The sequence below is a fragment of the Bradyrhizobium viridifuturi genome, from assembly GCF_001238275.1.
In the GTDB taxonomy this organism is placed as follows: Bacteria; Pseudomonadota; Alphaproteobacteria; order Rhizobiales; family Xanthobacteraceae; genus Bradyrhizobium; species Bradyrhizobium viridifuturi.
The window spans coordinates 251,705-265,784 of record NZ_LGTB01000003.1; the positions used below are offsets into that span (position 1 = coordinate 251,705).

The 14,080-nt window shown below is 64.0% G+C and carries 12 protein-coding genes and 4 pseudogenes; 13 read left to right on the plus strand and 3 right to left on the minus strand.

What is annotated here, in order from left to right; genetic code table 11:
• The first annotated feature begins 19 nt into the window (after positions 1 to 19).
• The 5 genes and pseudogenes from ALC15_RS04750 (at position 20) to ALC15_RS04770 (ending at position 5,901) form a co-directional block, all read left to right on the plus strand.
• A pseudogene (locus tag ALC15_RS04750) lies at positions 20 to 1,242 on the plus strand (ABC transporter substrate-binding protein).
• 94 nt (positions 1,243 to 1,336) lie between these two features.
• Positions 1,337 to 2,212 carry a branched-chain amino acid ABC transporter permease gene (locus tag ALC15_RS04755; RefSeq protein ID WP_050424320.1) on the plus strand — a complete coding sequence of 292 codons (876 nt, stop codon included), beginning with the start codon at positions 1,337 to 1,339 and terminating at the stop codon, positions 2,210 to 2,212.
• A gap of 1 nt (position 2,213) precedes the next feature.
• Positions 2,214 to 3,140 carry a branched-chain amino acid ABC transporter permease gene (locus tag ALC15_RS04760; RefSeq protein WP_050626279.1) on the plus strand — a complete coding sequence of 309 codons (927 nt, stop codon included), beginning with the start codon at positions 2,214 to 2,216 and terminating at the stop codon, positions 3,138 to 3,140.
• Entirely contained in the window at positions 3,141 to 4,619 is a 1,479-nt protein-coding gene (locus ALC15_RS04765; protein ID WP_050626280.1) for an ATP-binding cassette domain-containing protein, read from the plus strand.
• 41 nt (positions 4,620 to 4,660) lie between these two features.
• A pseudogene (locus ALC15_RS04770) lies at positions 4,661 to 5,901 on the plus strand (ABC transporter substrate-binding protein).
• A 120-nt stretch (positions 5,902 to 6,021) separates the two neighbouring features.
• On the opposite strand, the gene ALC15_RS04775 reads toward ALC15_RS04770, so the two are convergent.
• Positions 6,022 to 7,236 (minus strand): NAD(P)/FAD-dependent oxidoreductase, encoded by a 1,215-nt coding sequence (locus tag ALC15_RS04775; protein WP_050626281.1) that lies wholly within the window; start codon positions 7,234 to 7,236, stop codon positions 6,022 to 6,024.
• Between the two features lie 82 nt (positions 7,237 to 7,318).
• Positions 7,319 to 8,952: pseudogene (locus ALC15_RS04780) on the minus strand (thiamine pyrophosphate-requiring protein).
• Between the two features lie 322 nt (positions 8,953 to 9,274).
• Between ALC15_RS04780 and ALC15_RS04785 the strand changes: the two are divergent.
• Entirely contained in the window at positions 9,275 to 9,439 is a 165-nt protein-coding gene (locus tag ALC15_RS04785; protein WP_050424338.1) for a Flp family type IVb pilin, read from the plus strand.
• A gap of 238 nt (positions 9,440 to 9,677) precedes the next feature.
• On the opposite strand, the pseudogene ku reads toward ALC15_RS04785, so the two are convergent.
• Positions 9,678 to 10,654 (minus strand): annotated as a pseudogene (gene ku / locus ALC15_RS04790) (non-homologous end joining protein Ku).
• Between the two features lie 254 nt (positions 10,655 to 10,908).
• Here ku and ALC15_RS44695 point away from each other — a divergent pair.
• The 7 genes from ALC15_RS44695 to ALC15_RS04820 all read left to right on the plus strand — a co-directional run bounded on the left by ALC15_RS44695 (position 10,909) and on the right by ALC15_RS04820 (position 14,036).
• Positions 10,909 to 11,061 (plus strand): hypothetical protein, encoded by a 153-nt coding sequence (locus tag ALC15_RS44695; RefSeq protein ID WP_167350126.1) that lies wholly within the window; start codon positions 10,909 to 10,911, stop codon positions 11,059 to 11,061.
• Between the two features lie 195 nt (positions 11,062 to 11,256).
• Positions 11,257 to 11,436, plus strand: a complete 180-nt coding sequence (locus ALC15_RS04795; RefSeq protein WP_050626282.1) for a hypothetical protein — start codon at positions 11,257 to 11,259, stop codon at positions 11,434 to 11,436.
• A 32-nt stretch (positions 11,437 to 11,468) separates the two neighbouring features.
• Positions 11,469 to 11,627, plus strand: coding sequence for a hypothetical protein (locus ALC15_RS44700; RefSeq protein WP_167350127.1), 159 nt, complete (start codon positions 11,469 to 11,471; stop codon positions 11,625 to 11,627).
• Between the two features lie 160 nt (positions 11,628 to 11,787).
• Entirely contained in the window at positions 11,788 to 11,988 is a 201-nt protein-coding gene (locus ALC15_RS04805) for a hypothetical protein (protein ID WP_050626284.1), read from the plus strand.
• Between the two features lie 162 nt (positions 11,989 to 12,150).
• Positions 12,151 to 12,438, plus strand: a complete 288-nt coding sequence (locus ALC15_RS04810) for a hypothetical protein (RefSeq protein ID WP_050626285.1) — start codon at positions 12,151 to 12,153, stop codon at positions 12,436 to 12,438.
• Positions 12,439 to 12,493: 55 nt separating this feature from the next.
• Positions 12,494 to 12,910 (plus strand): hypothetical protein, encoded by a 417-nt coding sequence (locus ALC15_RS04815; RefSeq protein WP_050626286.1) that lies wholly within the window; start codon positions 12,494 to 12,496, stop codon positions 12,908 to 12,910.
• Positions 12,911 to 13,007: 97 nt separating this feature from the next.
• Positions 13,008 to 14,036, plus strand: a complete 1,029-nt coding sequence (locus ALC15_RS04820) for an NAD-dependent epimerase (protein WP_430649139.1) — start codon at positions 13,008 to 13,010, stop codon at positions 14,034 to 14,036.
• Positions 14,037 to 14,080 lie beyond the last annotated feature (44 nt).

Sequence of the window (14,080 nt, forward strand, 5' to 3'; positions counted from 1 at the left end):
GCGACTGCCATTTCATGCGATGCAGCAATTCGCCGGCGCAGCCGCTTTGGGCCTTGTCGCGCTCGCGCCCGGTGGAGCGCAGGCCGCCGACACCCTCAAGATCGGCGTGATTGCCGAAGCGCAGGCGATTGCCGGTGCCTCGATCCCGCAGGCGGCGCAGCTCGCTGCCGACGAGATCAACGCCAAGGGCGGCATCGACGGCCGCAAGATCGAAATCGTCTCTTACGACAATCACTCGTCCTCGGCGGACTCGGTGCGCGCATTCCAGCGCGCGGTCAACGAGGACAAGGTCAACGTCGTCATCTCGAGCTACATCAGCGAGGTGGTGCTGGCGCTCGAGCCTGGGCCTCGCGCCTGAAGACGCCGTTCGTCACACCCGGCGCCGCCTCCAACGAGATCAGCAAGAGCGTCCACGCCGACTACGAGAAGAACAAGTACACCTTCCACGGCTACCTGACCTCGGCGGCGCTGGCGCTGTCGGTCTGCGACGCCGCCAAGGAGCTGCTGGTCGATCAGAAGCACATGAAGACCGCGGTCATCATGAGCGAGGACGCGGCCTGGACCAAGCCGCTCGACGTCGGCTACGAGGAATGCCTGCCGAAGATCGGGCTCAAGGTCGTCGACCATATCCGCTTCTCGCCCGATACCACCGACTTCACGCCGATCTTCAACAAGGTCGAAGCCGCCAAGCCCGACGTGATCATCACCGGCATCTCGCATGTCGGCGTGCAGCCGACGGTGCAGTGGAAGAACCAGCAGGTGCCGATCCCGATGTTCGGCATTTCCTCGCAGGCGACCAACGAGACCTTCGGCAAGGACACCAACGATGCGGCGGAAGGCGTGCTGTATCAGGGCGTGTCGGGCCCGAACGTCGCGGTGACGCCGAAGTCGGTGCCGTTCGCGGAAGGCTTCAAGAAGCGCTACGGCAACTATCCGTCGTATGCGGGCTACACCGCCTATGACGAGGTCTACTACATCGCCGATGCGGTGAAGCGCGCCGGCTCGGTTGAGGCCGACAAGGTGGTCGATGCGCTGGAGAAGACCGATTGGGAAGGCACCATCGGACGCGTCCAGTTCTATGGCAAGGATGACCCCTTCACCCATTCGATCAAGTACGGCAAGGGCCTGATCACCGGACTGATGCTGCAGTGGCAGGGCGGCAAGCAGGTCGCGGTCTGGCCGAAGGAGATCGCCAAGAGCGATCTCAAGTTCCCGAGCTTCATCAAGCTCACCACGAACTGACTGATGATCATGCTCCCGGGCCAGTCCCGGGAGCATCGCTATTCAGTCCCGCGTCCTCCACAACGGGCAGCGCTGCTGCCGCGGTCGATATGAGATGCTTGCCTTACAAATCCTGATCGATGGCTTCGCCATCAGTGCGCTCTATGCGCTCGGCGCGACCGGCTTCACCCTGATCTTCGGTGTCTCCGGCGTTCTCAACCTCTCCCACGGTGCCATCATGGTGGCGGCAGCGGTCGCGGCCTGGGCCGCGGCCAGCGTGCTGCACCTCGACATCTACACCGGCGCGCTGTTCGGGGTCGGCGTGGCGCTGATCGTGTCGTTCGCGACCTATTTCGCGGTCGTGAAACCGATCCAGAACTCGACGCGGATCCCCAATGAGGAGAAGGAAATCTTCGTCCTCACCGGCACGCTGCTGTGGGGAATCATGATCCAGGAGCTGATCGCCTATTTCTTCACCAACAACGCCAAGACGGTGCTGCCGATCGTCGAGGGCGTCGTCGACATCTTCGGCAACCGCACCCCGCGCAACAACATCTTCACCGCGCTGGTGTGCTGCCTCGTGATCGGTCTGCTGTGGCTGCTGGTGAACCGCACCCGCACCGGCAAGGCGGTGCTGGCGGCCTCGATGAACCCGCGCGGCGTCACCTTGCTCGGGCTCGAGCTCACCCAGATCTACATCGTGGTGTGGGGCATCTACGGCATCCTCGCCGGCATCGCCGGCGTGCTGCTCGGCATGTTCCTAGGCGTCAGCTCCTACAGCGTCGGGCCGCTGACCGCGAGCGCGTTCTCGATCGTGGTGCTTGGCGGGCTCGGCAGCGTCTCGGGCTCGCTGATCGCGGCCTTCGTCGTCGGCTATCTCGAGACCATCACCGCCTACATGATCTCGCCGGCCTACCGCACCATTCCGGCGCTCCTGCTCTTGGTGTTCGTGATGTATATCCGGCCCCAGGGCCTCTTGGGGAGGCGCTGAGATGGCCAACTTCTTCACGTCGCGCCTGTTCTTCATTTCGCTCGCCTGCGTGGCGGTTGCCGCGACGCTGCCGCTCTATGTCTCCGGCTACATCCTCGGGCTGCTCACGGTCGCGTTCTATTTCGGCGTGTTCGCGATGGCCTGGGACCTGCTGTTCGGCTTCGCCGGCGAGGTCAATTTCGGGCCGACCTTCCTGATCGGCACCGGCGCCTATACCGCCGGTATCCTCAACAACCAGTTCGGCTGGTCGGTCTATCTCTGCATCCTGCTCGGCGCGCTGGCCTCTGTCGTCGCGGGCTTCGTGCTGGCGCTGCCGGCGCTGCGGGTGAGGGGACCGTATTTCGGCCTCACCACGCTGGTCGCGGTGTTGATGCTGCAGAACTTCGTCGTGGTGTTCGCTGACCTGACCGGCGGCGAGATCGGGCTGACGATCCCCGACGTCATCACCATCAATGCCGGCGCCAATTACTGGATCGCGCTCGGCTTCATGACCATCAGCGCGGCGATCCTGTATGGCCTGTCGCAATCGCCGGTCGGACTCGTGCTGCAGGCGAGCGGGCAGGACCCGGTGCAGGCCGGCGCGCTCGGCTTCAACATCGTCAAGCACAAGCTCGCGGCATTCATCGTCAGCGCCTTCTTCTCGGGCCTGTCGGGCGCGCTTTTGGTGTTCTACTTCGGCACCGCCTCGGTCGGCACCGTGGTCGACGTCGCGGTCGGCGTGAACGTGATCGTGTCCGCCGTGCTCGGCGGCCGGCGCACCGTGCTGGGGGCGGCGCTCGGCGCCATCTTCCTGATCGTCGCCGGCGAATTCCTGCGCCCGACCGGCGAGCTTGCGACCTTCATCGTCTCGGCGGTGGCGCTGCTCGTCGTGCTGTTCTTCCCCGGCGGTTTCCTCGGAGCGGCCCTGTCACGCGAGGCGCGCTCTTAAATGGATCAGACCGTGACCACTGCAACGCTCACCGTCCGCGGATTGACCAAGAGATTCGGCGGCCTCACCGCGGTGAAGAATCTGAGCTTCGAGCTGCGCCCCGGCGAGATCCTCGGCCTGATCGGGCCGAACGGCTCTGGCAAGTCGACCGCGATGAAGAGCGTGATGGGCATCGAGCGCCCGAGTGCGGGCGAGGTGCTGTTCGAGGGCGAGAATGTCGCCGGCCTGCCGGCGCACAAGATCGCGCGCAAGGGCTTTGGCATGGTGTTCCAGCACTCGCGGCCGCTGAACCGGCAGACCGTGCTGGAAAACATCATGGTCGCGCTGCTGCCCGACAGCCTGTTCATGCTGTTTCCCGACAAGGCGCTGACCGAGCGCGCCAAATGGATCGCCGAGCGCGTTGGCCTCGGCGCAGTGATGGACCGCCGCCCGCCGACGCTGCCATTCGCAGATCTGCGTCGGCTCGAGCTCGCCAAGGCGATCGCGCGCGACCCGAAGGTGGTGCTGGTCGATGAGCCCTTTGCCGGCCTGACCAGCGCCGAGGTCGGCATGTTCTCGCAACTGATCCGCAGCTTCCGCGACGAGGGGCGCGCGGTGATGCTGGTCGACCACAACGTCAAGAGCGTCGCGGCGCTGGTTGACCGCGTGCTCGCGATGTATCTTGGCGAGGAGATCACGACCGGCCGCGCCGAGGACGTGATGAAGAACGAGACCGTGCGGCGGGTCTATCTCGGCGGCGCGATCGAGACCCATGCGCGGCCCGAGACCTCGTTCAAGGACAAGGTGCCGTTGCTGCAGGTCGAGAATGTCAGCGTGCATTATGGCAAGGCGCAGGCGCTGGAGAACGTCTCGATCCACGTCCATGAGGGCGAGTTCGTCTCCGTCGTCGGCTTGAATGGCGCCGGCAAGACCACGCTGTTCAACACCATCTCGGGATTTTTGCCCTACACCGGCGAGATCCTGCGCGGCGGCGAGAAATTGCGCGGCACCGGGCCTGCGAAGATCGCCCGCTCCGGCCTCGTGCAATGCCCGGAATCGCGCGAATTGTTCGGCGAGATGACGGTGCGGGAAAATCTCGACCTCGGCGGCCAGCATCTCGACGATGCGGCGCGGGCCAAGCAACTCGCCTGGCTGTTCGAACTGTTCCCGATCCTGAAGGAGCGACAGGGCCAGATGGCGCAGACGCTGTCCGGCGGCGAGCAGCAGATGCTGGCGATTGGGCGTGCGCTGATGATGCAGCCGCAGATCCTGATCCTGGACGAGCCGACGCTCGGATTGGCGCCTGTGATCCTCGAACTGTTGTCGAAGGCGCTCGAGAAGCTGCGCCAGACCACCAAGATCACGGTGCTGCTCGGCGAGCAGAACGTGACCTTCGCGCTTCCGCATGCCGACCGCGTCTATGTGCTGGAGCACGCGCGGATCGTCTGGGAGGGCGATCCGGGCCGGTTCGCCGCGGAGGCCGGCAAGGACTTTCTCTGACGTTCGACGATTGAAAAATAACAAAGCAAAGGGAGATGATCATGTCAGGATATTCAACCGCCGCCCGCGGGAGCCTGCTGGCGACTGCGCTCGCGCTCTGCCTCGCGGCGCCGGCCTATGCGCAGTCCAAGGATCCGATCAAGATCGGCGTGATCGCCGAGGTGCAGTCGATCGCCGGTGCGGCAACTCCGGGCGGCGCGCAGATCGCGGCCGACGAGATCAACGCCAAGGGCGGCGTGATGGGCCGCAAGATCGAGATCGTCACCTACGACAACAAGAGCTCGTCGGCGGACTCGGTACGAGCATTCCAGCGCGCGGTGAGCGAGGACAAGGTCTCCGCCGTGATCGCAAGCTACATCAGCGAGGTCGTGCTGGCGCTCGAGCCGTGGGCTTCGCGGCTGAAGATGCCGCTGATCACGCCCGGCGCCGCCTCGAACGAGATCACCAAGGCTGTTCATAACGACTATGAGAAGAACAAGTACACCTTCCACGGCTACCTGACTTCGGCCGCGCAGGCGCAGCTCTCTGCGACGCCGCCAAGGAGCTTCTGGTCGACCAGCTCAAGTTCAAGTCGGTGGCGATTATGAGCGAGGACGCGGCGTGGACCAAGCCGCTCGACATCGGCTACGAGGCCTGCCTGCCGAAGGCCGGCCTGAAGGTGGTCGAGCACATCCGCTTCTCGCCCGACACCACCGACTTCACGCCGATCTTCAACAAGATGGAAGCCGCCAAGCCCGACGTGATCGTCACCGGCATTTCCCATGTCGGAGTGCAGCCGACGGTGCAGTGGAAGAACCAGCAGGTGCCGATCCCGATGTTCGGCATCAGCGCGCAGGCGCTGAGCCCGTCGTTCTGGGGCGACACCAATGGCGCCGCCGAAGGCGTGCCGTCGCTCGCGGTCGCGACCCCCGACGTTGCGGTGACGCCGAAGACAAAGCCGTTCGCGACGGCCTTCAAAGCTAAGTTCGGCACCCCACCGGCCTATACCGGCTACACCGCCTACGACGAGGTCTACATCATCGCCGAAGCGATCCAGCGCGCCGGCTCGACCGATCCGGACAAGATGGTGGCCGAGCTGGAGAAGACCGACTTCGAGGGCACGATCGGCAAGATCCAGTTCTACGGCAAGAACGACGAGTTTACCCACGGCATCAAATCCGGCCCAGGCGCCGTCACCGGCCTCGTGTTCCAGTGGCAGAACGGCAAGCAGATCACGGTCTGGCCGAAGGCGATCGCGGAAGGGAAGCTGAAGTTCCCGGACTTCGTGAAGCTGTCGCAGTAAGCGCGGAAACCAAGCAGCGCCGTCATTGCGACGAGCAGAGCGACGAAGCAATCCATCTATCCGCGCAAGCGGTGCGATGGATTGCTTCGCTTAGCTCGCCATGACGGTGGTGAGGAGAAGCTATTTGCGCGTCGGCGGCGCCGCCTGGATCGTCGGCGCGGCGGCAGCGAGCAGCGCGGCGCGATCGCCGTTGCGCGGCGGATAGATGCGCTGCCGGTTGATGGTCTGCTTGGTGAGCTTGGCGGCGGCACCTGTGGTGTGCACATCGCGGTCCCAGCCGGTGGTGTAGAGCGCGCCCCAGGCGCCGAGATCGAGCACCGTCACGTACCAGTCGATATTGAGCGGTAGCAACTCTTCGCCGAACAGATCGGCGACCACATTGTGTCCGGCAAACCGGCCCATCGGCCGCGCGAACTGGCACGACATCACGGTCGGATGTTCGCCGTCGATCAGGCAGGCGGCGACGTCGCCGGCGGCGAACACGCCGGGCAGGCCTTCGACCTGCATGAAATGATCCACCGCGAGGCGGCCGAGCGCGTCGCGCCTGGCAGGCAGCATCGCGGCGAGGGGGCTCGCATGCATGCCGGCGCACCACACCACGGTCGCGGCCGGAATGACTTCGCCCGAGCCTAATGTGATGCTGTCGGCGCCGACCGCGCTAACCCTGACGTTGAGCCGTGTCTCGACGCCGAGCGCGGACAGCGCCTCGTTGATGACCGGACGGCCATGCGCGCCGAACGTGGCGCCGACCTCCGGATTGGGATCGATCAGGACGACGCGATGATCGCCGGCGATGCCGGCATGGGCGAACTTGGCCGGCATCTCGGCCGCGACCTCGATCCCGGTGAACCCGGCGCCGACGACCGCAACCGTCGAACGTGCCGGCGACGCCGGCTGCTTGCCGAGCGCGGCAAGATGCGCGTCGAGCCGCGTCGCCGCTTGATACGTGTCGACGTCGAAGCCATGGGCGGCAAGGCCTGATATGGCGGGGCGGACCAATTCGCTGCCGGTCGTCAGCACCAGCCGGTCATAGGTCAAGGTCTCCGCGCCGGAGTTCGTCTTGACCACGACCTCGCGCTTCGCCGGATCGATCGCCGCGACCTCGGCGACCCGATGCCTGACGCCGACCGGATCGAGCAGTTGGTCGAGCGGTAGCGCGACATCGGCGAGATCGACCTCGTAATTGCGCACCCGGATGTTGTGATAGGCGTTGCGATCGACGACGAGGATCTCGGTATCTGCCGCCCGCGCACCGATCTCGTCGCGCTTGCGGGCGGCGCCGAGCGCGGCCCACAGACCGGCAAAGCCGGCCCCCAGCACCAGGATGCGCGCCATCTCTCCCTCCGATCGTTGGTCGGAGGGAGCTTGCCTGCGCAGGCGCGGTCAAATCAAGTGGGTGAGGGCGTGTGAGGTGCCGTCACGTCCCCGGGCGCGACACCTCGGTCTCCTTGCTGGTGATGAATTCCAGCAGCACCGGCACGCCCTCCTTGGTCTTCTGGATGCCGCGCTTGATCGCGGGGATGATGTCCTCGGGCCTGGTCACCCGCTCGCCATGGCCGCCGAAGGCGCGGGCCATCGCGGCGTAATCGCCGGAGATGTCGGTGGAGCGGTACTTCTCGGTCGAGATCGGCATCACCTTCAGCTCGATCGCCATCGAGAAGTTGTTGAGCAGGATCGACATGATCGGAATCCGCTCGCGCACCGCGGTCTCGAAATCCATCCCGGTGAAGCCGATCGCGGCGTCGCCCCAGACATTGATGCAGAGCTTGTCGGGCCTTGCCAGTTTGGCGCCCATCGCAAGGCCGAGACCATAGCCGAGCTGCGTGGTCTTGCCCCAGCCGATATAGGACAGCGGCTCGACCGACTTCCAGAATGGCGACAGCTGGTCGCGCGGGCTGCCGGCGTCATGGGTGATGATGGTGTTGTGGATGTCGACGGTGTGCTGCAGGTCCCACAGCACGCGGTAGGGATTGAGCGGCGCGTCGTTGTGCGTCAGCTTCGGCATCCACTTGGCGAGCCATTCCTTGTGCGACGCGGCGATCTCCTCCGCGACGGCGCTCGCGTTGCGGTCCGCGGTGACTGTCTTGCCGATCTCCTCCAGCAGCGCGTCGAGCACGAGGCCGGCGTCGCCGACCAGCCCGATCTTGGCCTCGACATCCTTGTTGATGTGGTTCGGATCGAGCGTCGAATGGATGATGGTCTTGCCCTTTGGCATCGCGATGCCGAACGAGGTTTCGGTGAAGGAGCAGCCGATGCCGAAGATCACGTCGGCTTCAGCGAGAAATTTCGGCACCGCGCGCGGCACCGCAAGGCCGCCGGAGCCGAGCGACAGCGGATGCGTCTCAGGGAATGACGACTTGCCGCCGAGGCTCGTGGTGACCGGGATCGCGAGCCGCTCGGCGAGCCGCTTCAACTGCGGCCAGGCCTTTGCGTAGTGCACGCCTTGGCCGGCATAGATCACCGGACGCTTGGCATTGACGAGCAGGGCGGCGGCTTCCTTGATGTGAACGGGATCGGCGCCATAACGGGTGCGCAGCACCGGCGTGTAGTTCAAGGGCTCCGGCACCTCCTCGTTCCACATGTCGGCGGGGATCTCGACAATCACAGGCCCGCCGCGGCCGTTCTTCAGCTTGGTAAACGCGCGGCGGAAAATGTTACAGACCTCCGGGGCGAGATTGATCGGCTCCGAGGACTTGGAGAACGCCTTCATCGCCTGGCTGGAATTGAAGTTCGGGTCGATGTTGGCGAGTCGCCGCTCATAGCCCATCGGCAGCACCAGCACGGGCACGGATTCGCCGTAGCACTGCGCGACGCCGCCCATCGCATTCTCGGCGCCCGGGCCGTGCTGCATGCAGAACGCGCCGATCTTCTCGCCCGAGGTGACGCGGGAGATCGCGTCCGCCATGTGCACGCCGATGCGCTCCTGGCGCACCATCACGGGGCGGATATCGGCGGCGGCGGCGTATTCGATCAAATGGTTGACGGGTACCCGTGAGGATCTCGATCCCCTCGCGCTTCATCGATTTCCGCGATCGCGGTGCCGAGCTTCATGACGGTCACTCCCATTGGATGCGGCCGGTTCGCTCCGGCCTCGTTGTCGCCCTGTCCGATAAAGGAACAGGATTTCGCTGGCTGGTAAAGCCGAGCGGCGGGCCGGATCAGGTAGTCCTGATGCGTTTACGCCCAATCGCGGCTGGCCGCCTCGCGGGGCGAGGTCGCGATGCAGGCAAAACTAGTGGGGAGTTTCTCTGCAACCCTTAAGCGATCGTTCATCCTGTCCCTCAATGGGCCGTCAACCAATGTGGCCTAGTTTTGCTGGAATATTACTACGGCGCGGGAGAAAAAAGCCGCGAGCGTCGGACAGGAGCTTTTCATGCGCGCGTTGCTTGCAAGATTTCTGCGTGACGATGTCGGCGCTACGGCGATCGAATACGCCATCATTGCCGGCGGCATCAGCATCGTGATCGTCGCCGGCGTCAAAGGCATCGGCACCAGCGTGAGCGGCCAATTCAGCGCCGTCGGTGCGGCGTTCAAGTAAGCACCGCTGGACACGCTTTCGATTCAGCCGTTCTCGCTTTCTCCATTCAACGCGCGCAGCATCGCGATGCGCGCGAACATCAGCCCGCCGCCCCTTGTTTTAACGCGTTGACGAGATGCTCGGCCGCGACCTGCCCGCGCGCATCCTGATGGGCGTCTTCGGATAGCTTCATGATGTAGTCGGCGGCGCAACGTCACCAGCGTGCCGCCGCGATGCTGCTCCGCCGCGTAAGCGCCTCTCAGCCGGCCTTCTTTCGCGCGGCGGTGCCCTGCGCCCGCGTTGCCTTCTCGGCCTTCTTCGGCTCCGGCTTGACGGCTTCCTTGGGCTCGCGCTTGCCGCTGCCCGAGATCGGCAGCAGCATCTCGCGCTGGCCTTCGATGCGCTTCTTCGGCTTCTTGCCCTTCGCGGCCTTTGCTTCGGCCCTGGCGGGAGCAGCCTGCTTCTCGTTGGCGAGGCTCTTCTTCAGCGCGTCCATCAGGTTGATGACGTTGCCGCTGCCTTCGCCGCGGGCTTGGCGATCTTGATGCCGTTGCGCTTCTGGTTGATCAGGTCGATCAGCGCCTGCTCGTAGCGATCCTCGAACTCCTCCGGATCGAACTCGGCGGACTTCTGCTCGACGATATGCTTGGCGAGATCCAGCATGTCCTTGGTGATCTTCACGTCCTGGATGTCGTCGAAATATTCCTTCTCGCTGCGCACCTCGTAGGGGTAGCGCAACAGCGTGCCCATCAGCCCATTGTCGAGCGGCTCGAGCGCAATGATGTGCTCGCGGTTGGTCAGCACGACGCGGCCGATCGCGACCTTGTCCATGCTGCGGATGGTTTCGCGGATCACCGCGAAGGCGTCGTGGCCGACCTTGCCGTCGGGAACGAGATAATAGGGGCGGATCAGATAGCGGCTGTCGATCTCGCTGCGCGGCACGAATTCGTCGATCTCGATGGTGCGGGTCGAATCCAGCGCGATGTCGTCGAGCTCTTCCTTGGTGACCTCGATGTAGGTGTCGGTGTCGACCTTGTAGCCCTTCATGATGTCGTCAGTGGCGACTTCCTCGCCGGTCTCCGCATCGACCTTGGCGTATTTGATCCGGTGGCCGGTCTTGCGGTTGATCTGGTTGAAGGAGACCTTCTCGGTATCCGACGTCGCCGGGTACAGGGCAACCGGGCAAGTCACGAGCGAAAGGCGCAAAAAGCCCTTCCAGTTGGCGCGGGGGGCCATGGGGAAAACTCCGATTACGCAACCGACGGAACGGTCAAGGATAACACCGGGAACCCCAGTTTGAAACAACACCGCCCGGTGAATCTGGTAACGGCGTTAACCGTGGCTTCGGCCTGCGCCGGTTTGACGCGGTGGCCGCAGCGGGCGCCGGGCCGTCGCCAGACAGCTCGGAACATCACTCCATATGCCGCGTTGGCTTTTCGAAGGGGAGCGGCAATCGCCGGAATTACAGGCACTTAAGCAAAGAGGTCGCCATGGCTAGGGAACAACACGGTCAGATCATCGAAACCCCGACCGAGGCGCGCCAGGCCGAACCCGGACCTTCGGTTCTCGCACTGCTCACAGCCTCGACCGGGCTCGCCGTGTTGATCCTTGGCATCGTCTGGTTTGCCTTCTTCCGGGTGTAGGCGCTGCTGACGATCGTCTCCCGTGTGCGAGGTGTCCATTGTCGAAGTGAGATGCCGTTGAAGCAGGGTGCCATGCGCGTGAGGGTGCGTACGCTCGCTTCCGGCGTCGGCCGCTTGAGCATGCGGATGCATGCCGTCTGTCAAGCTGCGCGGCGACTCGACGCGTGACGCGCATCCGCGCCGCGGATCGCCAACATGCGCGTGGAAATTCCGGCGCAGGCTGCTGCGATGGGCGGCGAAATCATCCCTGACCATCTGGCGAAGAAACTTGAGCCGGATTTTGAGCGAAGGCTCGCGGCTTCACGAGATTTTGCGCTGAGACCCGTGATGCGCGCTGCGGTGGCGCGTCACGAGATCATCGAAATTGGCTGCTAGCTGATTTGAATCAGATACGCCTTGAGCTTGAGATGTTCTTTCCGCAAGAAGAAAAAAACTCGTTGTTGGCGCGCTTCAAGGAGAAAAGCGTCTCAGGTGTCTTCGTCGGACTGACGGTGCTGGCGATGGCGGGGTGGATCTATCTCCTCAGTTCGATGTTCCTGAAATTCATGCTGTGGTGGTTCTCCTGAAGCGCTTTGCGCGAGAACAACCGGTGTTGGCGCCTGAGCATTGTCGCGCCGTTTGATTGCACAAAAATTCCAGCGGCTGAACATTCTTTCGGCGCGCCCAATCATGATGTCGTCACAACTTCGAATGTTAATAACATCGGGGCTAACGTGGACGACTGTGATGCTTTCTCCTGTTCTCATTCTTGCCGCGGCGTTCGTCGCCGGCTTCCTCTCCGGCTTCGCCGCGCGCTCGTGGCGGTCGCACAAGCGCCGCGCGCAATATCGGATCTATGCGCCCTATGTGGCACCGTCGGCCGCTCGATCGTCGAGGCGGGAACAGCAACCGGTTTCCGCGTTCGGCCACATGCGCCGCGCGTTCTAGCGGGGGCTAGCTCCACAGAGGTAGCGCGACAGTGTGGTGAGTTGGGGTTGGCGGGCGACATGCAATCGGTCATCTTGTCTTCGTTGCGGCAGCCGGGCCGGGTCCGCGTGCCGGTCTGGTCCCGCCGTCGGCCTGCGCGGATCGCGAGGGAACTTGCACAGCATGAGTGATCTCAGGGGACATTCGCCGAGGCGGTATGTCGTCGACGTCAGTGGCCGGCGCGTGCTGGTCGGTCTCACGCTCGAAGAGACGTCGGAATTCGAAGGATTGGACACTTCCCTGCCGGTGGACGGGGAAGCTCGGAACCAGGAGGCCTTGAGCGCCGAGCCGATACCGTCGGCCGTCGAGGGGCGGTGGCTCGAACTCTACGACAAGCATGACAAGGCCTGGATCAAGTGGAAGGCCGACCTGAGGGCCGGGCAAGAGGGCGATTCACCCTTTTTTAACTAAGACCGGGCGATTTTTGAGCGATACTGCCTGAATGGCCCGAACCGGATACTGACAGATGTTTCAGCTGTTTTTGCGGGCTCGCGCCCACGACCTGATCCGGTCGCGGCGTAGCGAGGAAGGTTTCAAGGCACGCTCGGCTGAGCGCGATGCCGAGACCGATCGCGCCCGGATCGGATCGATCATGGCCGCCATCGAGGCCGCGTTGCAGGCGGCCGAAAGCGAGCAATCCGGCCTTGGCCGCCGCGTCGACGATGTTCTGGCCCGCGCCGCGGTGACACTGGGCAACGGCACCGACGAATATCTGGAACGCGAGGCGCTTGACAATTATCATCAAGACCTGTTTGACGCCGAGATCTCCAACGGCCAGCGTCGGCTGAAGGAACTGGCGACCGAGATTGCGCACTTCAAGTTCATGAAGGCCGCGGTACTGAGCCGCTTTCCGGACTACAAACCTGCGGCCGCCAGCAACTGACGCACCCCGCAGCCGGAACTCGACGGTAGTCGCTGCGGCCCGCGCCTGACTGCGCGTGCGGCCTGCTCCGGCGCAAGGCGAAAGGAACAGGCGGAACGTGGTGATCGCAGGCAATCTACTCGTCACGGGCTGCGCCGGCTTCATCGGCTTCCATCTGGCGGAGCATTTGCTGCGGGCAGGGCAGCCGGTCATCGGCATCGACAATCTGAACGAGTATTACGACCCGGCGCTCAAGCGCGCGCGGCTCGATCTGCTCAAGCAGCACCGGGGGTTCACCTTCCTGGAGCTCGATCTCGCCGACCGCGCCGGGATGAAGGCGCTGTTCGAGCGTTATCGCTTCGAGGTCGTGGTGCATCTCGCGGCCCAGGCCGGCGTGCGCTACTCCCTGCAGAACCCGCATGCCTATGTGGATTCCAACCTGGAGGGCTTTCTCAACATTCTCGAGGGTTGCCGGCACACGGCGTGCAAGCATCTGCTGTTTGCGTCGTCATCGTCGGTCTACGGGGCGAACACCAAGCTGCCGTTCTCGATCCACGACAATGTCGATCACCCGGTCAGCCTGTATGCCGCGACGAAAAAGGCCAACGAGCTGCTCGCCCATTCCTATAGCCACCTCTATCGCATCCCGACGACCGGGCTGCGGTTCTTCACCGTCTACGGGACCTGGTACCGGCCGGACATGGCGCTTTACGCGTTCGCGGACGCGATCACCAAGGGGAAACCGATCCAGCTGTTCAACAACGGCAACATGCGGCGCGACTTCACCTATGTCGACGACGTGGTCGAGGCGATGGTGCGGCTGATCGACCGCCCGCCCGCGGGCGACGTCAATTGGTCGGGAGCGCATCCCGATCCGGGGTCGAGCAAGGCGCCGTGGCGCGTCTACAATATCGGCAACAGCAGGCCCGAAGAATTGATGCATGTGGTGGCGTTGCTCGAGCAGGGCTTCGGCCGGCGGGCCGAAAAGCAGTTGCTGCCGATGCAGCCTGGGGATGTGCCGGAGACGGCAGCTGACGTTTCCGACCTGGAGCGAGACATCGGCTTCCGGCCGCAGACCCGGATCGAGGACGGCGTTGCCAAATTTGTCGACTGGTATCGGGCTTATCACGACATCGATCGGAAATAGTGCGCTCTTCGCAGATCCAGCCTCGAGAAAAACTTGCGCGGCGT

Coding starts and splice junctions, on each gene's coding strand:
- ALC15_RS04755 (WP_050424320.1), top strand. CDS start 1,337: ATGCTTGCCTTACAAATCCTGATCGATGGCTTCGCCATCAGTGCGCTC.
- ALC15_RS04760 (WP_050626279.1), top strand. CDS start 2,214: ATGGCCAACTTCTTCACGTCGCGCCTGTTCTTCATTTCGCTCGCCTGC.
- ALC15_RS04765 (WP_050626280.1), top strand. CDS start 3,141: ATGGATCAGACCGTGACCACTGCAACGCTCACCGTCCGCGGATTGACC.
- ALC15_RS04775 (WP_050626281.1), bottom strand. CDS start 7,236: ATGGCGCGCATCCTGGTGCTGGGGGCCGGCTTTGCCGGTCTGTGGGCC.
- ALC15_RS04785 (WP_050424338.1), top strand. CDS start 9,275: ATGCGCGCGTTGCTTGCAAGATTTCTGCGTGACGATGTCGGCGCTACG.
- ALC15_RS44695 (WP_167350126.1), top strand. CDS start 10,909: ATGGCTAGGGAACAACACGGTCAGATCATCGAAACCCCGACCGAGGCG.
- ALC15_RS04795 (WP_050626282.1), top strand. CDS start 11,257: ATGCGCGTGGAAATTCCGGCGCAGGCTGCTGCGATGGGCGGCGAAATC.
- ALC15_RS44700 (WP_167350127.1), top strand. CDS start 11,469: ATGTTCTTTCCGCAAGAAGAAAAAAACTCGTTGTTGGCGCGCTTCAAG.
- ALC15_RS04805 (WP_050626284.1), top strand. CDS start 11,788: ATGCTTTCTCCTGTTCTCATTCTTGCCGCGGCGTTCGTCGCCGGCTTC.
- ALC15_RS04810 (WP_050626285.1), top strand. CDS start 12,151: ATGAGTGATCTCAGGGGACATTCGCCGAGGCGGTATGTCGTCGACGTC.
- ALC15_RS04815 (WP_050626286.1), top strand. CDS start 12,494: ATGTTTCAGCTGTTTTTGCGGGCTCGCGCCCACGACCTGATCCGGTCG.